18 protein-coding genes are annotated in these 21,141 nt (G+C 32.7%); 8 read left to right on the top strand and 10 right to left on the bottom strand.

The genetic code is table 11. The features are described from left to right. The first annotated feature begins 23 nt into the window (after positions 1 to 23). Positions 24 to 1,685: a T9SS type A sorting domain-containing protein gene (locus KO504_RS11285; protein ID WP_215926916.1), complete on the top strand. Its 1,662-nt coding sequence runs from the start codon at positions 24 to 26 to the stop codon at positions 1,683 to 1,685. A gap of 74 nt (positions 1,686 to 1,759) precedes the next feature. Continuing rightward, a complete protein-coding gene (locus KO504_RS11280; RefSeq protein WP_215926915.1) occupies positions 1,760 to 2,740 on the top strand; it encodes an acyl transferase in 981 nt (326 codons plus the stop codon). A 205-nt stretch (positions 2,741 to 2,945) separates the two neighbouring features. On the opposite strand, the gene KO504_RS11275 is transcribed toward KO504_RS11280, so the two are convergent. Both KO504_RS11275 and tyrS read right to left on the bottom strand, forming a co-directional pair. After that, positions 2,946 to 3,416, bottom strand: a complete 471-nt coding sequence (locus KO504_RS11275; protein ID WP_215926914.1) for a DUF1572 family protein — start codon at positions 3,414 to 3,416, stop codon at positions 2,946 to 2,948. 131 nt (positions 3,417 to 3,547) lie between these two features. Then, a complete protein-coding gene (gene tyrS, locus KO504_RS11270) occupies positions 3,548 to 4,858 on the bottom strand; it encodes a tyrosine--tRNA ligase (RefSeq protein WP_215926913.1) in 1,311 nt (436 codons plus the stop codon). 274 nt (positions 4,859 to 5,132) lie between these two features. Between tyrS and KO504_RS11265 the strand changes: the two genes are divergently transcribed. Next, positions 5,133 to 6,167, top strand: coding sequence for an NAD-dependent epimerase/dehydratase family protein (locus KO504_RS11265; RefSeq protein WP_354667394.1), 1,035 nt, complete (start codon positions 5,133 to 5,135; stop codon positions 6,165 to 6,167). On the opposite strand, the gene KO504_RS11260 is transcribed toward KO504_RS11265, so the two are convergent. Genes KO504_RS11260 through KO504_RS11250 form a run of 3 tightly spaced genes read right to left on the bottom strand, consistent with a single transcriptional unit; the run spans position 6,127 to position 8,684 of the window. After that, positions 6,127 to 6,606: a DUF4296 domain-containing protein gene (locus KO504_RS11260; protein ID WP_215926912.1), complete on the bottom strand. Its 480-nt coding sequence runs from the start codon at positions 6,604 to 6,606 to the stop codon at positions 6,127 to 6,129. The genes KO504_RS11265 and KO504_RS11260 overlap by 41 nt on opposite strands. Before the next feature lies 1 nt (position 6,607). Beyond that, positions 6,608 to 7,951, bottom strand: coding sequence for a dihydroorotase (locus KO504_RS11255; protein WP_215926911.1), 1,344 nt, complete (start codon positions 7,949 to 7,951; stop codon positions 6,608 to 6,610). Positions 7,952 to 7,961: 10 nt separating this feature from the next. Continuing rightward, positions 7,962 to 8,684: a polyprenol monophosphomannose synthase gene (locus KO504_RS11250; protein WP_215926910.1), complete on the bottom strand. Its 723-nt coding sequence runs from the start codon at positions 8,682 to 8,684 to the stop codon at positions 7,962 to 7,964. Positions 8,685 to 8,818: 134 nt separating this feature from the next. Between KO504_RS11250 and KO504_RS11245 the strand changes: the two genes are divergently transcribed. Both KO504_RS11245 and KO504_RS11240 read left to right on the top strand, forming a co-directional pair. Beyond that, positions 8,819 to 9,469: a DUF4271 domain-containing protein gene (locus tag KO504_RS11245; RefSeq protein ID WP_215926909.1), complete on the top strand. Its 651-nt coding sequence runs from the start codon at positions 8,819 to 8,821 to the stop codon at positions 9,467 to 9,469. A gap of 17 nt (positions 9,470 to 9,486) precedes the next feature. Further along, positions 9,487 to 10,236, top strand: a complete 750-nt coding sequence (locus KO504_RS11240; RefSeq protein ID WP_215926908.1) for a uroporphyrinogen-III synthase — start codon at positions 9,487 to 9,489, stop codon at positions 10,234 to 10,236. Between the two features lie 74 nt (positions 10,237 to 10,310). Here KO504_RS11240 and pckA read toward each other — a convergent pair whose 3' ends face one another. Then, positions 10,311 to 11,927, bottom strand: coding sequence for a phosphoenolpyruvate carboxykinase (ATP) (pckA, locus tag KO504_RS11235; RefSeq protein WP_215926906.1), 1,617 nt, complete (start codon positions 11,925 to 11,927; stop codon positions 10,311 to 10,313). Between the two features lie 65 nt (positions 11,928 to 11,992). Continuing rightward, positions 11,993 to 12,382, bottom strand: coding sequence for a DUF423 domain-containing protein (locus tag KO504_RS11230; protein ID WP_215926905.1), 390 nt, complete (start codon positions 12,380 to 12,382; stop codon positions 11,993 to 11,995). Positions 12,383 to 12,464: 82 nt separating this feature from the next. Here KO504_RS11230 and KO504_RS11225 point away from each other — a divergent pair, with 82 nt between their 5' ends. Beyond that, entirely contained in the window at positions 12,465 to 13,829 is a 1,365-nt protein-coding gene (locus KO504_RS11225) for a saccharopine dehydrogenase family protein (protein ID WP_215926903.1), read from the top strand. A gap of 90 nt (positions 13,830 to 13,919) precedes the next feature. After that, the gene (locus KO504_RS11220) at positions 13,920 to 14,390 is read left to right on the top strand and encodes an Lrp/AsnC ligand binding domain-containing protein (RefSeq protein ID WP_215927423.1); all 471 of its coding nucleotides are present in this window, start codon (positions 13,920 to 13,922) and stop codon (positions 14,388 to 14,390) included. Positions 14,391 to 14,393: 3 nt separating this feature from the next. Here the strand turns inward: KO504_RS11220 and KO504_RS11215 are convergent, their stop codons facing one another. The 3 genes from KO504_RS11215 to KO504_RS11205 all read right to left on the bottom strand — a co-directional run bounded on the left by KO504_RS11215 (position 14,394) and on the right by KO504_RS11205 (position 17,432). Next, on the bottom strand, positions 14,394 to 15,431 hold the full coding sequence (locus tag KO504_RS11215) for an aldo/keto reductase (protein ID WP_215926901.1): 1,038 nt from the start codon (positions 15,429 to 15,431) through the stop codon (positions 14,394 to 14,396). A 227-nt stretch (positions 15,432 to 15,658) separates the two neighbouring features. Further along, a complete protein-coding gene (locus tag KO504_RS11210; protein ID WP_215926899.1) occupies positions 15,659 to 16,618 on the bottom strand; it encodes an OmpA family protein in 960 nt (319 codons plus the stop codon). Positions 16,619 to 16,670: 52 nt separating this feature from the next. Beyond that, positions 16,671 to 17,432: an exodeoxyribonuclease III gene (locus KO504_RS11205; protein ID WP_215926897.1), complete on the bottom strand. Its 762-nt coding sequence runs from the start codon at positions 17,430 to 17,432 to the stop codon at positions 16,671 to 16,673. A 202-nt stretch (positions 17,433 to 17,634) separates the two neighbouring features. Between KO504_RS11205 and KO504_RS11200 the strand changes: the two genes are divergently transcribed. Continuing rightward, positions 17,635 to 21,075, top strand: a complete 3,441-nt coding sequence (locus KO504_RS11200; RefSeq protein WP_215926895.1) for a hypothetical protein — start codon at positions 17,635 to 17,637, stop codon at positions 21,073 to 21,075. Positions 21,076 to 21,141 lie beyond the last annotated feature (66 nt).

Raw genomic sequence — 21,141 nt, 5'->3', positions numbered from 1 at the left:
TAACTTTTTATAAAAAATCAATTATGAAGAAAATTTACTTTTTATTTATTGCCTTAGCAATTACTTCTTTAACATTTGGACAAGAATTGTTATTGAATGGGAATTTTGAGACATGGACAGATGCCAGCACCCCTGAAAGCTGGACCAAAATTGAGAATGTAGCTCAAGAATCTACAGAGACTCATAGTGGTAGTTTTTCTGCTAAACAGACCGGAGATGGTACAAAAGATTTAGGACAAACCATAACAGGTATTACTCCTGGCAACTCATACACAATATCAATGTGGTATAAAGTAGAGTCTGGAGATGATACTGATGCTAGAATTTGGAGTTACTGGAAAGATGGTTCGGATGCTAATATTAATGATAACGCTGCCGAATTAAGAGGCCCAAACAACTCATATTTTGACAACAATGGCAACCAATGGACAGAATATAGCGTAACAGTAACTGCTCCAGCAACAGCTGCTGGATTCTATTTTGAAGTTAGAACTTATGGTTCTGCCGTTGTTTATTGGGATGATTTTTCGTTTTTCCAAGAGGCTGGAGCCGTGCCTACTTTAAGTGTGACTACTCCTTCAAATGGTGAATTAGTAGCAGGTCCTGATGTAAATGTAGAAATTAGTGTTCAAAACTTTGTAGTTGGTAATGCTGGTGCAGGTATTGATGGTCATATCCATTACTCTGTTGATGGTGGTTCTGTTGTTATGAAATATGACACTGACCCTATTAGCTTAACAGGACTAACTGATGGCACGCATACTTTAGATTTAGAATTAGTAGATAACAGTCACCAACCATTAGCAAGCCCAGTTACTGCTTCTGTATCATTTGATGTGACGTCTACGACACAAGTCGCAAATATTACAGCATTACGTGCAGGAACTGTAGGTGAGTTTTACGAGCTAACAGGTGAAGCTATTATATCTTATATTGCTACGAGTAGTTCTAGAAACCAAAAATTCATTCAAGATGAAGGTGCCGGAATCTTAATTGACGATACTAGCGGCACATTAAGTACTGCATTTAATAATGGTGATGGAATAACTGGCTTAAAAGGACAACTTACTGAATTTGCGAATACACTTCAGTTTGTTCCAAGTGAAAATGTAGCTAGTGCTTCTTCTACAGGAAATACATTAACACCAATAGTGGTTAGTGCTTCTGAACTTATAAACAATGGTGAGGCATACGAAAGTAGATTAATCACTTTAAACAATGTTACGTTTGAAGATTCAGGAATTTTTGAAAGTGGTACTAACTATAACGTAGCTGATGGTGCTGATGTGACTATTGCACGAGTTGCTTTTGGTGATGAAGATCTTGTAGGTTCTGCAATACCAACAGGTGCTGCTAGCATTACTGGTTTAGGCGGTCAGTATAATGATGATTATCAAATTTTCCCTAGATATGCTAGTGATATCGCACCACCATTAAGTGTAAATAATTTTAATGCTAATACATTTAGCTTATATCCTAACCCAACAAATACTGGTTTTGTTTCTATTACATCTAGAAATAGTGAAGCAATCTCTGTTCAAGTATTTGATATTTTAGGTAAGCAAGTTAAAAACGAAACTTTAACTAACAACACATTAAATGTTGCTAACTTAAAGTCTGGTGTTTACATTGTAAAAATCACTCAAAACAATACTTCAACTACTAAGAAATTAGTGATTAAATAAGTATATTTTAAAATCATACTTAAAGCGTCTCGAAAATTATCGAGACGCTTTTTTATTTTCCATATTTTTGCGGCATGATTTCTAAAGACGACATTTTTAAGATTACATCTAGAGCTGAGTTTGATAGCCTAGCTTTAGACGTTTTTAAATTTCAGTTTGAACACAATAAAGTGTATCGCTCATTTTGTGACTTATTATATAAGCATCCTTCAGATGTAAAGTGCACTTCAGATATTCCGTTTTTACCTATTCAGTTCTTTAAATCGCACGATGTTTTAAGCACTGTACAACCTATAGAAAAAACCTTTTCTAGCTCTGGTACAACTGGAAGTACAACAAGTAAGCATTTAGTCACCGACGTAAAACTTTATGAAGACAGTTATACAAAAGCTTTTAAGCACTTTTATGGTGATATTGAAGACTATGTAGTATTAGCGTTACTTCCTTCTTATTTAGAACGTGAAGGGTCTTCACTTATATATATGGTGAATGATTTAATTGATAAATCTAAACAAACTGAAAGCGGATTTTACCTTAACAATATTGAAGAGTTAGCACATACATTAAAAGCCCTAGAAACTAAAAAACAGAAAACACTGCTTATTGGAGTGTCTTTTGCTTTATTAGATTTGGTTGAGCAATTTCAGCTTAACTTAAATCATACTACAATCATGGAAACTGGTGGTATGAAAGGCAGACGAAAAGAAATTATCAGACAAGAGCTGCATCAAATTTTACAAACTGGCTTTGGTGTCAAGCAAATTCACAGTGAATATGGTATGACCGAGCTTTTAAGCCAAGCCTATTCTAAAGGTAATGGCATTTTTGAGTGTCCGCCTTGGATGAAAATTTTAACGCGCGATACTGAAGACGCACTAACCATACAGCGGCCTAACAAAACAGGCGGCATTAACGTAATTGATTTGGCGAATATAAATTCGTGTTCATTTATCGCCACTCAAGACTTAGGAAAAGTCTATGATAATGGCCATTTTGAAATCATTGGAAGATTTGATAATTCAGATATTAGAGGCTGTAATTTAATGGCTTTATAATTTAAATTTGATATTCTAAAAGCAATAGGATTTGAACGCTATTTGGCCAACTTAAATTTAATTAATTCAAATATTGTAAGGATAAAGATTTAGCTACGACTATTGTAAAGCTATGAAAAAGAAAGGTTTTCAATAGTTGATTGATTGGTTAGAAGTGCTCAGAAGTAATTTTGGGCACTTTTTTTTATACTATAAAAACTATTATTTAATTTTTTAATAGGATTTTTTTAATCAATACTATTTGCCCCAAATGATAGTAACTATGCTCAATCATACCATCAATATTTCGTAAAAATGTACCGTATTTTTTATCTACAAACTCATTGTTTAAGGTTTCTTCCGGTAGTTTTTCTATTAAATTAGCTAGTTGTGCTGTGTCGTTCCAAAATTGATTTAAAAATCTATCCCACTCTTGTTGTGATTGTATTGGGGAAAAATCAAAGCTATACTTATCCCTTATTTCAAGTGTATTATTAACAAACACATTTGTTATTCCAGAGATATAATAATGCATATGCTGAGCTAAATCTGAAATCGTATTAAAGGATTCAAATTTTACATTTGCAAGCCTCCAATCTAAATTTTCTAATTGGTCTTTATAATTAGTGTTTGCAATCCAAGTACCATTAAGAATAACTTCTCTTAATCGATTTGCTAGTTGTTTTGTTTGCTTCATCTGAAGTGTAAGTTAATAAAAACCTATTAATTTACTTTTATAAGCCTACCAAAGTTAGTCATAAAGCAAAAAAAAGACCTGTCTTATTTTTTAACTAGACAGGTCTTAAATAAAATTATTTTATTAGATTATTAAACCACTTTCAAAATAAAATTGGTTTTCTTACCTCTACTAAGAATAATATATTTATCGTGAATTAGATCTTCTGCAGACAATATATAATCTTCTTTTACTTTTTCTTTATTTACAGCTATAGCATTTTCTTTTAAAGCACGTCTTGCATCTGCATTAGAGCTTAAAAAGTTGGTTTTTGCAGCTAAAGCTCCAATCATATCTACACCTTCATTAAATTCTGATTCAGAAATTTCGGCATGCTTTACTCCTTCAAAAACATCTAAGAACAAGGTTTCTGGTAATTGTTTAATTTCATTTTTAAAATCTTTACTAAACAATATTTTAGAAGCTTTAACAGCATTATCGTAATCCTCTTTGCTATGTACAAAAATAGTAACCTCTTCGGCTAAGCGTTTTTGCAACAATCTTAAATGCGGAGTTTCCTTATGGTCTTTAATTAAGTTCTCAATCGTTTCTTTATCTAAAAACGTAAAAATTTTAATGTACTTTTCGGCATCTTCATCTGTAGAATTTAACCAAAATTGGTAGAATTTGTACACAGAAGTTTTATCGGCATCTAACCAAACATTGCCACCTTCCGATTTTCCAAATTTAGAACCATCTGCTTTTGTAATTAAAGGACAGGTCATAGCATAAGCTTTTGCTTGGTCTTCACCATCATGCATACGTCTTACCAATTCTGTTCCTGTAGTAATGTTTCCCCATTGGTCACTACCTCCCATTTGCAATTTACAGCCCATGGTTTTGTACAAGTGATGAAAATCGTAACCTTGAATTAATTGGTAAGTAAACTCTGTAAAAGACATACCAACGCTTCCTTCGTCACCAGAAAAACGTTTTTTCACAGAATCTTTAGCCATCATATAATTTACTGTGATACGTTTACCAACATCTCTAGCAAAGTCAATAAAACTAAAATCTTTCATCCAATCGTAGTTATTCACTAATACTGGAGCATTTTTTTTAGTAGAATTAAAATCTAAAAAGCGAGATAATACGCTTTTTATTCCTGCAACGTTATGCGCTAAAGCGACTTCATCTAATAAATTACGTTCGTCACTTTTACCAGAAGGATCACCAATCATACCAGTAGCACCACCTACTAAAGCCACAGGTTTATGACCTGCTTTTTCTAAATGAACTAATAATATTATTGGTACTAAGCTACCAATGTGTAACGAATCTGATGTAGGATCAAAACCAATATAGGCAGTAGTCATCTCACTATCTAATTGTTCTTCTGTACCAGGCATGATATCGTGTACCATTCCTCTCCAACGTAATTCTTCTACAAACTTATTTGCCATTGCTTTTTAGTTTCAAATTGATTTGCGCAAAGATATGTTTCCGCTTTTAAAGACAAAAGACAATTTTAAACCAATTTAGGAATCAATAATTATGATATCCCTAAGCTTATTAACAAAGCTCTAACACTAAAATAGCTGTAAGATTTTTAACTTCGCCTAATGACACCTATAATTCGTTTATTTTCTGCTTATTTTTCATTTGAAAAGACAACTGCAATTATTGGTTCACTACTATTTCCTACTTCAACTCTTCTAAAAATAATTCAATTTATTTATGCCTAATTTTAAAGATCAATTGGTATTAGTTACAGGCGGAACAGGGTTAGTTGGATCGCATTTACTATTTCAACTTTTAAAAAGTAACATTCCTATTCGTTCAATATATAGGAATAAGAAAACATTAACACGCGTAAAACATGTCTTTTCTTACTTTTCTGATGATGCCGAAGTGCTTTTTAATAAAATTGAATGGGTTGAAGCAGATCTTAATAACGTTCCAAAATTAAGTGATGCATTTAAAGACGTTACTCACGTCTATCATTGTGCTGCTTATATCTCTTTTGAACCTAACAAATATAATACACTACGAAAAGTAAATATTGAAGGCACTGCTAACATTGTTAATTTATGCATAAGTCAACAGGTTAAAAAACTGTGTTATGTTAGCTCTGTTGCTACTGTAGGACATCATAGTGATCCCGAAAAATTAATAAATGAACAAACCGATTGGAATCCTGAAGACGACAATAGTGTGTATGCCATAACCAAATATGGAGCAGAACTGGAGGTTTGGCGTGGAACTCAAGAGGGTTTAAATGTTGTCATTGTAAATCCAGGAATTATTTTAGGTGCGGGATTTTGGAATGAAGGAGGTAGCGGTAGTTTATTTAAGCGAATATTTAAGGGCATGAGATATTACACCAATGGTATTACGGGCTATATAGATGTTTGGGATGTCGTAAATGCTATGGAACAACTCATGAACAGTAACCTTAAGAATGAAGGGTTTATTTTAGTTTCTGAAAACTTAAGTTTTAAAACTTTACAGATTAAAACCGCTAAAGCCCTAGATGTTAAACCTCCAACAAAAGAAGCTAAACCATGGTTATTAGAAATTGCTTGGCGACTAGATTGGTTAAATCATAAGATTCTAGGAAGGCCTAGAAATTTATCCAAACAAAACGCAAAATCTGCCGTTAGAATTTCGAAGTTTGATGCTTCAAAATTGAAAAAAGCTTTAGATTTTAAATTCAAACCTATAAATGATTCTATTGAGGAAGTGAGTCAATTGTACCTAAAAGACCTTTAGCATTTTGCTTTTTAACCTTTAGCTCTCCTCTTTTATTTTTATTCAAACTTTTAATAGAGTCTTTGCGTCTTTTTATTGAGTCGTTCTCTCTTTCTGCTAATTCTTGTAATTCTTGTTTTTCTTTTTCTAATCTTGCTTTTACACGCTCTACAATAGCTTTATAAGCTTCTGTATCATAAGTGTAATACGTATTACTATCTGCAAATTGAGCGCTATCAATATTGTGTTTTGTTAAAATATAAGACTCTGGAACAACGCCATTAGCTTCCAATATTTTTTTGTTTACTCCTTTTGCTGAATTAACAATATATAAGTCGTATAAAAGCTCAGACATCTGAGTTTCTGAAATTAAATTATCCGGCTTTTTGGGTTTATCAAAGCCATTACATGCTAAAACCAAAATTCCTAATATTAATAATAAGCTAATTCGTTTAAACATTTTATCTATTAAAAGTTAATCGTTGCCCTGCTTTAACGTCTAAAACCTTAAAATTGTTATAGGCTAATTGCCCATTAACAAAAGTATGTGTTATTCTACTTTTAAATGTATTCCCTTCAAAAGGAGACCATCCACATTTATAAAGAATATTACTTTTATTTACAGTCCAAGGACTTTGTGGATCTACAACAACTAAATCTGCAAAATATCCTTCTCTTATATAACCACGCTTTTCTACATTAAATAATATAGCAGGATTATGGCAGGCTTTCTCTACTATTTTTTCTACTGAAATCTTACCTTGATGGTGCGCTTCTAATAGCGCCACTAAAGCATGTTGCACTAAAGGTCCGCCTGAAGGCGCACTGGTGTATAGATTATTTTTCTCTTCAAGCGTATGTGGCGCATGGTCTGTTGCAATAACATCTATTCTATCATCTAATAATGCTTTCCAAAGTTGATCTCTATCTTTTGCTGTTTTTACCGCAGGATTCCATTTTATATAGCTTCCTTTTTTAGCATAGTCTTCATCCGAAAACCACAAATGATGTACACAAACCTCTGCTGTGATCTTTTTATCTTTTAACGGAATTTTATTAGAGAACAAACTCGTTTCTTTCCCTGTTGACAAATGAAACACATGCAATCTAGCACCTGTTTTCTTGGCTAATTCAATGGCTTTAGAAGACGAAATATAACAAGCTTCTTCACTCCTAATAATTGGATGTTTTTCCATAGGAATGTCATCTCCATACTCCGCTTTGTATTTAGCCAAATTTTCTTTTATAGTTGCTTCATCTTCACAATGCACAGAAATTACCATATCTGTACTTGAAAATATTTTTTCAATCACCTTAGGATCATCAACTAACATATTACCTGTAGAAGATCCTAAAAATAATTTCAAACCTGCAACAGTCTTAGGATCGATTTTTAAAATCTCATCTAAGTTATCATTTGTTCCTCCAAACATAAACGAATAGTTAGCATATGAAGATTCTGCCGCAATAGCAAATTTTTCCTCTAACCTTTCTACGGTTGTTGTTTGTGGATTGGTATTTGGCATTTCTATAAAAGACGTAATCCCTCCAGCCAAAGCCGCTTTAGATTCGGTTTCTATATTTGCTTTATGGGTTAATCCGGGTTCTCTAAAATGCACCTGATCGTCAATCATGCCTGGCAATACGTAATTACCTTCAACATCAATAACGGTCATATCCGCAGACTTTACACTTATTGAGATATCTATTTCTTTAATAATATTGTCTTCGATAAGAATATCTCCTTCGACAATTTTTCCTTCGTTAACGATTTTAGCGTTTTTTATAAGGGTATTTCGCTTCATGTGCTCTTTCTTACTTTGCAAATAAACTTTTAAATTTTAAACTAATCACACCAAAAATAGCTTCAGATATAATACTTCCACTCATTTTTGACTTCCCTTTTGTTCTATCTTTAAAGATAACAGGAATTTCTACAATTTTAAACCCCTTTTTATGAGCTTTAAATTTCATTTCAATCTGAAACGCATAACCTACAAATTCTATTTTTTCGAGATTAATGGCTTCTAACACGCTTCTTTTATAACACACAAAACCTGCAGTAGAATCTTTAACGCGCATTCGCGTTATTAATCTTACATAGCGCGATGCTCCATAAGACAATAAAATACGAGACATTGGCCAATTAACAACTGTAATTCCTTTTACATAACGCGAACCTACCGAAATATCTGCTCCATCGTTGGCGCATGCATTATATAATCTTATTAAATCGTTGGGATTATGTGAAAAATCGGCATCCATTTCAAAAAGGTATTGATACGATCGTTCTAAAGCCCATTTAAAACCTGCAATATATGCAGTTCCTAATCCGCTTTTTTCTTTACGCTCTACTAAAAATAATCGGTTTTTAAACTCGTTCTGTAACCCTTTAACAATATTACTTGTTTGATCTGGTGAGTTATCGTCTACAACTAAAACATGAAAGTCTTTCTGTTGCGAAAACACAGCTCTTATGATTGATTCTATATTTTCAATCTCATTATAAGTAGGAATTATGACAATTGCGTCAGACATTAACTCACTTTTTAATACGCTTTTAAACGGTTTTTAAAATTTGAACAAAAATAAAGTTTTTAATGGACTAAATACTTTAATTAACTTTTTTGATAGAACTTAACTTATTCTATTTTTCTTTATAATTTAGCACAATGCGAAATTTCATTACATACGAATGGTTTACCATCTTTACAATTGTAGGGTTGCTTTCTATTGTAGCTGCAAAATTTGTAAACACACTTAGGTTTAATGATTTTCTTTATGTTATTGGCAACTCTAAATACCTAAAGATCTACACCAAAGATCAAAAATTCATAGACCAGTTTGATAGTTTTCTATTTATAAATCTCGCTTTATCTTTTAGTATTTTTATTTATTTTGCCTATTCTACATTTATTTCGCCAATATCTTTTGAATTAATTGCATTCTTAAAACTGCTGTTTACGGTTTCTACAATTATTATCATAAAAACGCTTATAGAACGACTAATTGGTAGTCTTTTTGAAATAGATAGCCTAATAGACCATTATTTATTTCAAAAAACAACATTTAAAAATTATTCTGGTATTGTATTTTTAATTGCAAATTTGTTTCTACTATACACCAATATACCTCTAGAGATTACCTTGATATCCGCGTTTTCATTGGTATGTCTTATAAACGTCATAGGTTTTTTAACTTCTTTCAAAACTTATCAAAAGCTAATTAATCTCAATTTTTTCTATTTTTTATTGTATCTTTGCGCTCTCGAAATTGGACCTTATATTCTTTTATTTAAGGTAATTAGAGAATATAACACATAAAAACACAAGGTTTACGTATGAAAGTGAAAACAATTTTAGTATCACAACCAGAGCCTAAAATAGAGAACTCCCCATACTTTGATTTGCAAGAAAAGCAAAAAGTTAAGGTAGACTTTAGACCATTTATTCATGTTGAAGGTGTATCATCCAAAGACATAAGACAACAAAAAGTTGATCTCAGCAAATACACAGCTATTATACTTACAAGTAGAAATTCAGTAGATCACTTCTTTAGAGTAGCAGACGAAATGCGCTTTAAAGTTCCAGATTCTATGAAATATTTTTGCCAGTCTGAAGCTGTTGCATATTATTTACAAAAATATGTCGTTTATAGAAAGCGTAAAATTTATGTTGGCAAGCGCACCTTTGAAGATTTAATGCCGCTAATTAAAAAATATAAAGACGAAGCGTTTTTATTACCTACTACAGATAAGGTAAAACCTATTATACCTGAGACTTTAGATAGTCTTGGTGTTAATTGGAAACAAGCAACGTTTTACAAAACGGTTATTAGTGACTTATCTGATTTATCAAATGTTACTTATGATATCTTAGTATTTTTTAGCCCTTCTGGCATAGAATCACTTTTCCATAATTTTCCAGATTTTGAGCAAAACGACACACGTATTGCTGTATTTGGTAACACAACGGTAAAAGCAGTTAAAGAAAAAGGCTTACGTGTAGATATTTCTGCACCAACACCTGAAACTCCTTCTATGACTATGGCTTTACAGAAGTATATTGATGCTGTAAATAAAGGGAAGTAGTTATAAAACGATTATAACATAAAAAAAGCGATTCTAAAATTTAGAATCGCTTTTTTAGTTTTTATAAGTTATGTCTAAAACGAATAACGTTGAGGCCCTCCACGTCTTACTTCTTCTGAAGCATAAGACTCAAACTTTTTAAAGTTCTCTCTAAAGGCATTAGATAATTTAAATGCCATAGTGTAATAAGCTTCATCATCATTCCATGTCGTTCTTGGACTTAACACTTCTGTTGGTACTCCAGGACAAGTTCTTGGCTGAGCAACACCAAATACAGAGTGTATATGATAATCTTCATAAGTATAATCATTTAAGTCACCATTTAAAGCGGCATTAATCATAGCACGTGTGTATTTTAATTTCATACGTGTACCTACTCCGTAAGGACCACCTGTCCAACCTGTATTTACCAGCCAAACATTAACACCAGCATCTTTCATTTTTTTGCTTAACATCTGAGCATATTCTGTTGGATGCAATGGCATAAATGGCGCTCCAAAACAAGCTGAAAAACTTGGCACAGGCTCTACAACACCTGCTTCTGTACCAGCAACTTTTGCGGTATAACCAGAAATAAAGTGATACGCTGCCTGACTTGGAGTTAATTTAGATATTGGAGGCAAAACTCCAAAAGCATCTGCCGTTAAGAAAAATATATTCTTAGGGTTCTTTCCTATAGAAGGCTTTCTAATATTATCAATATGATAAATTGGATAACTTACTCTTGTATTTTGTGTAATAGATGTATCAGCAAAATCAACATTGCCTTTATCATCCATAATAACATTTTCTAAAATTGCGCCTTTTTTAATAGCCGCAAAAATCTCAGGTTCTTGCTCTTGAGACAAGTTAATCACTTTAGCGTAGCAACCACCTTCAAAATTAAATACAGTATTTTCTTTAGTCCAACCATGTTCATCATCACCTATTAAACTACGATTAGGATCTGTAGAAAGTGTTGTTTTTCCTGTTCCAGATAAGCCAAAGAAAATTGCAGTATCTCCATCCTTACCAACATTAGCACTACAGTGCATTGGTAAAGTATTTTTATAAACAGGAAGTATGAAATTTAAAGCCGAAAAGATTCCTTTTTTAATTTCACCTGTATAACCCGTTCCTCCAATTAAAGCAATTTTACGCGTAAAATCTAAAATTGCAAAGTTGTGTTGACGTGTACCATCAACTTCTGGATCTGCCATAAAACTAGGTGCGTTTACAACAGTCCACTCTGGTGAAAAGTCATTTAATTCGTCTTCCGTTGGACGCAAAAACATGTTGTATGCAAACATATTGCTCCAAGGATATTCATTAATAACTCTAATATTTAATTTGTAATTCTCATCTGCACAAGCGTAACTATCACGTACATAAATTTCTTTTTCAGACAAATAATCAGCTACTTTGTCATAAAGTTTTTGAAATTTATCACTATCAAAAGCAATATTGATGTCTCCCCACCAAACTTTGTCTTTAGTGATATCATCTTTTACAATGAACCTATCTAATGGAGAACGACCAGTAAACTCACCTGTGTTAACTGCTAAAGCACCAGAAGAAGACTCTACACCTAATCCTTTAGAAATGGTTTCAGCGTGTAATTCATCTGAAGATAGTTGATAATTAACTTTTGCATTTTTAATTCCATATTGATCCAACGAAATCGTTTTCGTTGATTGGGAATGATTTGCCATAATATTTGTGTTGTTTAGTACTGCAAAACTATAATTTTATTTTGAATCAGCATATATGATTTACATTAATCGACCTTATTTCTAATTATACCGACTAACATCACCACCCAAGCTAGAATTAGTAGTAATCCGCCTACAGGCGTTACAACTGCAACCGTCTTAAAATCAAAGCTTGAAAGCGCATTTGTAGCCAACCCGTAAATAGATCCTGAGAAGAAAACAACACCTAAAATCACTAAATATAAAATTGCTTTTTTTATTTTTAAATTCACAAAAGAAGTGCTTCCAATAATTAGAAGAAAGAAGGCATGGTAAAGTTGATAACGCACACCTGTTTCAAAGGATTTAATAGCATCTGGCTCTACCAGTTTTTCTAAACCATGCGCTGCAAAAGCACCTAAAATAATACCTAAAATTCCTAAAACAGATCCAGTAACTAATAATGTCTTGTTCATAATAAAAAATGTGAATTCGGTTTATTATACCTCTTGTATTTATTACATTCGTACAATACAAAATTAGTTATATAAACTCATTATGCGAAACATATTAATCATTGGAGCAGGAAAATCTTGTTCTTATCTTATAAAATATTTACTAGACAATTCACAATCAGAAAAGCTTCATATTACCATTGGAGATCTCAATGTAGATAACGCTAAAAAACTCGTTGGATCGCATCCTAATACAGATGTTATTCATTTAGATGTCTTTAATGCCGAATCTAGAGTTGCTGCAGTTAAAAAAGCAGATATTGTCGTTTCAATGCTGCCTGCACGTTTTCATATTGAAGTTGCCAAAGACTGTATTACCTATAAGAAGAATATGGTTACAGCCTCTTATGTTAGCCCAGAAATGCAAGCCTTAGATGCCGATGCCAAAGCCAATAACCTCATTTTTATGAATGAAATTGGTGTAGATCCTGGTGTAGACCACATGAGTGCTATGCACGTAATAGACCGTATTAGAGATAAAGGTGGTAAATTAATTTTATTTGAATCTTTTACAGGTGGACTAGTTGCCCCTGAAAGTGACAATAACCTTTGGAACTATAAATTTACTTGGAACCCAAGAAACGTTGTACTTGCAGGACAAGGTGGTGCTGCTAAATTTTTACAAGAAAACCAATTTAAGTATATTCCTTATAACCGTTTGTTTAGACGTACCGAATTTTTAGATGTTGAAGGTTACGGACGTTTTGAGGGTTATGCCAATAGAGATTCTTTAAAATACCAAGAAGTGTATGGCTTAGACCATGTTAAAACTTTATATCGTGGAACCATTAGACGCGTTGGATTTAGTAGAGCTTGGAATGCCTTTGTACAATTAGGCATGACAGATGATAGCTACACTATTGACGACAGCATTAATATGAGTTATCGCGATTTTGTTAATTCATTTTTACCATATAGCCCAACCGATTCTGTAGAACTTAAATTTAGACACGCCCTTAAAATTGACCAAGACGATATGGTTTGGGATAAGTTTTTAGAACTCGATATTTTTAACCCTAAAAAGATGGTAGAACTTGACAAAGGCACTCCTGCTCAAATTCTTCAGAAAATCTTAATGGATAGCTGGACGCTTAGTCAACAAGATAAAGATATGATTGTAATGTATCATAAATTTGGATACGAACTCGATGGTAAAAAATACCAAATTGATGCCACCATGGTTACTCTTGGTCAAGACCAAACCTATACTGCAATGGCTAAAACCGTAGGTTTACCTGTAGCAATTGCTACTTTAGCGATTCTTAACGGTAAAATTAAAACGCCAGGAGTTCAAATTCCAATTACAAAAGAAGTATACACTCCAATTTTAAAAGAATTAGAATCTTATGATGTTGTATTTAAAGAATATGAAGTGCCTTATTTAGGTTACAACCCATTAAGTATTTAAACAAAAATTTATATAGATTAAACAATGAAAGCGTTTCAAATTGAAACGCTTTTTTTATCTTTAGCTTTCAATTTATTAGAACCTAAATTCATGAAGATTAACGACAATGGTATTTATATCGATGGTATTGATAAAAAAATACTACGCGCACTAATGGAAGATGCTAGAACACCAATTTTAGAAATTGCTCGTAACGTCGGAATCTCGGGAGCAGCGATTCACCAACGTTTAAAAAAACTAGAAAAATCTGGACTTTTAGCTGGTTCTAAGTTTATCATTAACCCAAAAGCATTAGGTTATACCACTATGGCATTTGTAGGTGTTTACCTCGATAAAGCCATAAGTAACCCAGAAGCCGTAAAACAATTACGAAAAATTCCTGAAGTGATTGAATGCCATTACACCACTGGGAATTGGTCTATTTTTATTAAAATTCTTTCAAAAGACAATGAGCATTTAATGCATGTTCTTAATTCTGAAATACAAAGTATAAAAGGAGTGTCTCGCACAGAAACGTTTATCTCTTTACAAGAACAGATTAATAGACAAATTAAAATCTAAATTTTATGGTGCAGGATTAGGAATCTCTGCATGCACAGTATTAATAGCTTTCAAGACCTCATCAGATAACGATATATTTATACTATCAATATTCTCTTCTAATTGCTTAAGGTTAGTTGCTCCTATGATATTACTAGTTACAAAAGGTCTTTCATTGACGAACGCTAAAGCCATTTGTGCTAAAGACATATTATTATCTTCTGCAATTTTTAAATAACGTTTTGTAGCTTCTGTAGCATTTGCACTATTATATCTTGAAAAATGTGAATACACATTTAGTCTTGCATCTTTTGTCGCTGTTCCTTTTATGTACTTCCCAGATAATACACCAAATGCCATTGGCGAATAGGCTAATAAACCTATATGTTCTCTATGAGCAACTTCTGCCATATCACCTTCAAAAATTCTATTTATTAAAGAATAAGCATTTTGAACTGTAATCATTCTTGGTAAGTGATGCGTTTTAGATTCTTCTAAATAGCGCATTGTTCCCCAAGCCTTTTCATTAGAAATACCGACTTGCCTTATTTTTCCAGATTTTATAATCTCATCTAAATTGTGAAGAATTTCATTAAAATTATCTTCCCATTTATCATTTAAATTATACTTATAATCTCTAACTCCAAAAGTATTGGTTTGACGCTCTGGCCAATGTAATTGATACAAATCAATATAGTCGGTTTTTAAACGTTTCAAACTACTATTTACCGCATCGTTAAGCGCTTCTTTACTAAAACCGTTAGTTCTTATATGAGCTGTATAATCTCCAGTTCCAGCAATTTTTGAAGCTAAAACAACCTTGTCTCTGTTTCCTGTTTTAGCAAACCAATTGCCTATAATACGTTCGGTTTCTGCATAAGTTTCCTTTCTTGCGGGAACAGGATACAACTCTGCTGTATCAAAAAAATTAACTCCTTTATTTAATGCAAAATCCATTTGAGCAAAACCTTCGTCCTGAGTATTTTGATTACCCCAAGTCATGGTGCCAAGGCATATTTTGCTAACTTTTATATCCGTATTTGGTAGTGTTGTGTATTTCATAGCACCTCCTGCGAAAACAGGAATCTCAATTTAATTATACTTAATTTTCTATTAGGTTTCAACTTACTGCCTAAGTTATCTTAAAGCAAAAGATATTTTGCGTTCAATACTACTTACCTAGACATGACAAACAAAAATAAGAAGACCTCACAGGTAATAACAACTTGTGAGGTCTAAATGTTTGTTAAGGTTTCTAACCTAAGGACTTCTGCGTTTGCAAGAATGCATTATATCTCATTCAATAACTTAGAAATCTCATCTAACTTAGGTGTTAGAATCACCTCAATTCTTCTATTTTTTGCTTTTCCTTCTGCAGTATCATTTGTGGCAATTGGCGCAAATTCTCCACGACCTGCTGCTGTTAAGTTTTCAGGATTAATAGCGTCATTTTCTCTAAGAATATTTACAATGGCTGTAGCACGTTTTGCAGACAAATCCCAGTTACCACTCAATTGCGCATTGCCTTTATATGGTACATTATCCGTATGACCTTCAATTAAAACTGAGATTTCAGGATTTTCAGCCAATACACTACCTAATTGTTTTACCGCTTGCTTTCCTTGTGCGCCAACATACCAACTTCCAGATTCAAACAACAATTTGTTTTCCATAGAAATATAGACTTTACCATTGCGTTGCTCCACGGTTAATCCTTTACCTTCAAAATTAGTTAAGGCTTTAGAGATAGCATCTTTTAGTTTATGCATTGCAGCATCTTTTGAGGCAATAACATTTTCTAATTCTGCAACACGTTGCGAACGACTTTCTAATTCTTGTTTCAAAGTATTTAATCGTTCATTCTCCGCTGCTAAAGCTTGCTCTTTAGCTTCTAATTGTGCTAAGAGCTCTCTGTTCTTCTGTGAATTTTTAGCAATTGCAGCCGAACTATTTTCTTCTAAAGCTTGGTAGGACGCTTTTAATGTTTCTAAATTTGTTTTAGCTGCAGCATAATCTGTTTGAAGCTTATCACGTTCGGCAACAGCAGCATCGTAAGCTGCTTGAAGTTTACTTAAATCATTACTTAACTGCGTTTTGTCTTTAGATAAAGTTTCTAATTCATCAGACATACTGCGATTTTCCTTTTTAAGGTTCGCGTATTTATCTTCAAGATCTGTGTAAATCTTCTTTGACACACAAGATGAAAACAATGTAATTGTTAATGCTAAAATTGAAAGTTTTTTAATCATGATTTTGAGGCTATTTTTATATTTATTAATCGTTTTGTAATTGCTTAAGACCTTATATATCTAATTCAAGCATAATCGGGCAATGATCACTATGAACCGCTTCCGTTAATATAACGCTGCGTTTTATTTTTTCTTGTAATGGTGAACTTACCATGGCGTAATCCAATCTCCAACCTTTGTTATTTGCTCTAGAATTTGCTCTATAGCTCCACCATGAATATTCCTGGCGCTCAGGGTGTAAATATCTAAAACTATCTATAAACCCACTATCTATAAATGCTCCTAACCACTCACGCTCTTCTGGTAAAAATCCTGAAACTCCTTTCATTTTTGGGTTATGAATATCGATTTCTTCATGACAAATATTATAATCTCCACAAACCACTAAATTTGGTTTTTCAGTTTGTAATGCGCTCAAATACTCCTGAATAAGGTTCATATATTCAAACTTATGCGACAATCTAGCGTCGTTAGTCCCAGATGGCAAATACATACTCATTATTGAAACCTCATCGTAATCGACTCTGATATTTCTACCTTCAAAATCCATAGACTCTATTCCTGTTCCAAACTCAATATGATTAGGCTTTTTTTTGCATAAAATAGCAACTCCACTATACCCTTTTTTCTGAGCACTAAACCAATAATTATAATCGTAACCAGCTTCAGTGAACACATTGAGGTCTAATTGCTCTTCCATGGCTTTAATTTCTTGTAAACAAACCACATCAGGGTCTGTTGCTTTTAACCATTCTATAAAACCTTTATTTAATGCTGCCCTGATACCATTTACGTTATAAGAAACTATTTTCATGTATTTATATTTATTGTTTTCCAATGGTCACATACGATTTGCTATTTATCTCTCTTTTAACAAAAAAGTTTAAGCATGCCTGTTCCCTTATCATCATTTTTTTGATGAACTGCTAAATTAAATAATACGCTACTTTTACACCATTATTTTAAGCTTCATTTAACGATAAAATATTTTAAGTTTAAAACAGTTATTATTCTACATGAAACATTCGTTACTTTTTCTATTATTTCTAACTGCTTTTTGGGGCTTTTCTCAAGAACAGGACCGTAATTTTAGACAAAAAAAAGTAGCCGTTAAAGATATTATTCATATTGATTCTGTAAGTATTAATCCATCGCGTTTTCTTGTAAAGACCAAAGACAATAAAATTATAGACTCTACACTATATACTGTAGATTTTGCTAAAGCCATCTTACGTTTTAAACAGCCTAGTGAACTTGACACCATTCAAATAGATTATTTACGTTATCCTAAATTTTTGACTAAGGTTTACAGGCAATTGGACGATGCTGTTATTGTAGAACGCTCGTCACAATATCAACAACTTTATACCTTACAAAACACCACTTCAAAAGACACCTTTACTCCTTTTGACGGTTTAACAACTTCGGGAAGTATTTCTAGAGGTGTTACCATTGGCAACAATCAAAATTCCGTATTAAATAGTGAACTCGATTTACAAATTTCAGGAAAACTGAGTGATAAGGTCTCATTAAGAGCCTCTATTCAAGATGCTAATATTCCACTGCAAGAAAGCGGTTATTCACAACGACTAGATGAATTTGACCAAGTTTTTATTGAATTATTTAGCAACGATTGGAACATTCGCGCTGGAGACATCGATTTGGAAAACACAACGAGTTATTTTGCTAATTTTTCTAAACGTGTACAAGGACTTTTAGTGAGTGCTAATTTAAGTGATAAAACATCTGTTTTTGCATCTGGAGCTTTAGTAAGAGGCCAATTTACGACCACGCAATTTACAGCACAAGAAGGCAACCAAGGTCCATACAAACTACGTGGTTCTAATAATGAACTGTATGTACTCATTGTATCTGGAAGCGAAACAGTTTACGTTAACGGACTACCTTTAGAACGTGGAGAAAACAACGATTATATTATTGATTATAATGCTGGCGAGATTATCTTTAATTCTACATTTCCCATCACTTCCGAAATGCGTATTACAGTAGATTATCAATTTAGTGAACGGAACTATTCGCGTTTTACCATCTTTGGAGGTGGAAATTTTAAGACCGAAAAACTAAACCTAAATGTCTCTGTATATTCTGAAAGCGATGCTAAAAACCAACCTTTACAACAAAATTTATCTACAGAACAAACTCAAATTTTAGCAGATGCTGGCGACAACCAAGAGTTAATGACAGCGTCTTCTGCAACACCAACTTCGTTTTCTGAAAATCGTATTTTATACCGAAAAGAATTACTTGGGTCTGAAGAAATTTTTGTGTTTTCTAATAATCCTGAAGACGAATTATTTAGTGTGCGTTTTACTTTAGTTGGCACAAATCAAGGTAATTATATCTTGAGTAATTCTAATGCCATTAACAATATTTTTGAATACGTAGCTCCAATTGCTGGTGTTCCTCAAGGAAATTACGAACCCATTGTTAAGCTTATTGCTCCTGAGCGTTTGCAAATTGCGGTTGTTAATGGGCAATACCAACCCAGTGAAAAAACAGATATCTTTTTTGAATTAGCAGGAAGTAAAGCCGATAAAAATTTATTTTCAAAATTGGATGATAGCGATAATGACGGTTTTGCTGGAAAACTTACCTTAAAACAAAAAATCATTAAAACGGATAGCCTTTGGAATTTATCAGCTTTAATTGACGCCGATTTTATTCAAAAAGATTTTAGAACTATTCAACGTTTGTACAGGGCTGAATTTAATAGAGATTGGAACTTAGACACTTCAGAAACCGACCAAGGAAATTTTAACTTCGGTAACCAACTGTTATTTACAACAGGTCTTAAATTATCCCATTTAAAAAAAGGCACAGCTACTTACAACTTTGAACACCTAAATTACTCAGAAAACTTCAATGGCAACCGACATCAAATCACAACTAATTTGAAGTTAGGAGATTTTACTATTTTTTCAAACTCTAGTATTTTAAATAATGAAAGCACCATTAATCGCTCTACCTTTTTAAGATCTTTTAATCGTGTAGTGTACGGTAAAAACAACAAATGGACTGGTGTAAAATTTGCTACTGAAGACAATGAACAACGTGTTATAGCAACCGATTCCTTAACACCTTTGAGTCAAAAATTTAAAGCTTACGAAGCTTTTGTTGGCATAGGAGACAGCACCAAGGTTTTTGCAGAAGTTGGATATATTAAACGATTTAATGATAGTTTAAGAACTAATAATTTAGAACGTGTAAACAGTTCTAATACCTATTATTTAAAATCGCGATTAATTCAGAACAAAAACACAACGCTTCAGTTGTTTGTCAATTATAGAGATTTAAAATCCGAAGATAATAGTATAAAGGATGAGCAAAGTTTAAATAGTCGCTTAAATTATAATCAAAAATTATTTAACAACCTTGTGGTTTTAAATACCAGTTTTGAAACCAATTCAGGAACATCACCTCAACAAGATTTTACTTATGTTGAAGTAGAAGCAGGACAAGGAGCATACACATGGATAGACTATAACGAAAATGGCATTCAAGAATTAAACGAATTTGAAATTGCGCAGTTTACAGACCAAGGCAGTTATATTAGAGTACTATTACCCAATCAGGTTTTTGTGCAAACACATCAAAATAGGTTTGGACAAACAATTACTATTAATCCGCAATCTTGGAATGTCTCAAAAAATAAATCGAAGCAATTTTGGTCTCATTTTTATGACCAAACATCCTTTATTGTAGATAGTAAAAAATTTAAAAATGGGAATTCATTTAATCTAAATCCTTTTGAAGCCTTAAAAGATGATTTAGATACTGAAGAATTTATATCCTTAAACTACAGTGTTAGAAATGTATTGTTTTTTAATAGAGGAAAACAACACTACACCACCTCATATACATTTTTAACTAATAAGAGTAGAAATTTACTTTCTACAGGTTTACAACAAAATAAAACGAACAGTCATCAGCTTAATTTTAACCATAAATTTAATGTGAATTGGCTCGTAAACACATTGGCTAGTTCAGGGAAAGACGACAGTAAAAGCCAGAATTTCACCAATAGAAATTACACCATTGAAGCATATCAATTGAAACCAAAATTGAGCTATTTATTTAGTGAGAATGCACAGTTTGATATATTTTACCAATACACCTCAAAAGAAAACACTATTGGAAGTTTAGAAAGTCTAGCACAGAATAATTACGGCTTATCTTTTACCTATAACAACGCACAGAAAATTGCTTTAACAGGTGAATTTAACTTCTTTCAAAATGAATTTGAAGGCAACTCTAATTCGCCTGTTGCATACCAAATACTCGAAGGTTTACAACCAGGAAAAAACTTTACATGGAGCTTATTAGCACAGAAAAAGCTGACCAAATATTTAGACTTAAATTTGAATTACTTTGGACGTAAATCGGAAACTTCTAAAGTAATACATACCGGAACAATTCAGTTAAAGGCTTATTTTTAAGCGATATGTAACCATTATTACATAGTCTAAATACGAAAATTTGTATCTTCGTAATCGTTATGAACA

The organism is Winogradskyella psychrotolerans (assembly GCF_018860565.1).
In the GTDB taxonomy this organism is placed as follows: Bacteria; Bacteroidota; Bacteroidia; order Flavobacteriales; family Flavobacteriaceae; genus Winogradskyella; species Winogradskyella damuponensis.
This window is presented reverse-complemented; position numbering and strand designations above follow the sequence as displayed.

Excerpts from the sequence above, each read along its gene's own strand:
- KO504_RS11285 (WP_215926916.1), top strand. The coding sequence starts at position 24 with ATGAAGAAAATTTACTTTTTATTTATTGCCTTAGCAATTACTTCTTTA.
- KO504_RS11280 (WP_215926915.1), top strand. The coding sequence starts at position 1,760 with ATGATTTCTAAAGACGACATTTTTAAGATTACATCTAGAGCTGAGTTT.
- KO504_RS11275 (WP_215926914.1), bottom strand. The coding sequence starts at position 3,416 with ATGAAGCAAACAAAACAACTAGCAAATCGATTAAGAGAAGTTATTCTT.
- tyrS (WP_215926913.1), bottom strand. The coding sequence starts at position 4,858 with ATGGCAAATAAGTTTGTAGAAGAATTACGTTGGAGAGGAATGGTACAC.
- KO504_RS11265 (WP_354667394.1), top strand. The coding sequence starts at position 5,133 with ATGCCTAATTTTAAAGATCAATTGGTATTAGTTACAGGCGGAACAGGG.
- KO504_RS11260 (WP_215926912.1), bottom strand. The coding sequence starts at position 6,606 with ATGTTTAAACGAATTAGCTTATTATTAATATTAGGAATTTTGGTTTTA.
- KO504_RS11255 (WP_215926911.1), bottom strand. The coding sequence starts at position 7,951 with ATGAAGCGAAATACCCTTATAAAAAACGCTAAAATCGTTAACGAAGGA.
- KO504_RS11250 (WP_215926910.1), bottom strand. The coding sequence starts at position 8,684 with ATGTCTGACGCAATTGTCATAATTCCTACTTATAATGAGATTGAAAAT.
- KO504_RS11245 (WP_215926909.1), top strand. The coding sequence starts at position 8,819 with ATGCGAAATTTCATTACATACGAATGGTTTACCATCTTTACAATTGTA.
- KO504_RS11240 (WP_215926908.1), top strand. The coding sequence starts at position 9,487 with ATGAAAGTGAAAACAATTTTAGTATCACAACCAGAGCCTAAAATAGAG.
- pckA (WP_215926906.1), bottom strand. The coding sequence starts at position 11,927 with ATGGCAAATCATTCCCAATCAACGAAAACGATTTCGTTGGATCAATAT.
- KO504_RS11230 (WP_215926905.1), bottom strand. The coding sequence starts at position 12,382 with ATGAACAAGACATTATTAGTTACTGGATCTGTTTTAGGAATTTTAGGT.
- KO504_RS11225 (WP_215926903.1), top strand. The coding sequence starts at position 12,465 with ATGCGAAACATATTAATCATTGGAGCAGGAAAATCTTGTTCTTATCTT.
- KO504_RS11220 (WP_215927423.1), top strand. The coding sequence starts at position 13,920 with ATGAAGATTAACGACAATGGTATTTATATCGATGGTATTGATAAAAAA.
- KO504_RS11215 (WP_215926901.1), bottom strand. The coding sequence starts at position 15,431 with ATGAAATACACAACACTACCAAATACGGATATAAAAGTTAGCAAAATA.
- KO504_RS11210 (WP_215926899.1), bottom strand. The coding sequence starts at position 16,618 with ATGATTAAAAAACTTTCAATTTTAGCATTAACAATTACATTGTTTTCA.
- KO504_RS11205 (WP_215926897.1), bottom strand. The coding sequence starts at position 17,432 with ATGAAAATAGTTTCTTATAACGTAAATGGTATCAGGGCAGCATTAAAT.
- KO504_RS11200 (WP_215926895.1), top strand. The coding sequence starts at position 17,635 with ATGAAACATTCGTTACTTTTTCTATTATTTCTAACTGCTTTTTGGGGC.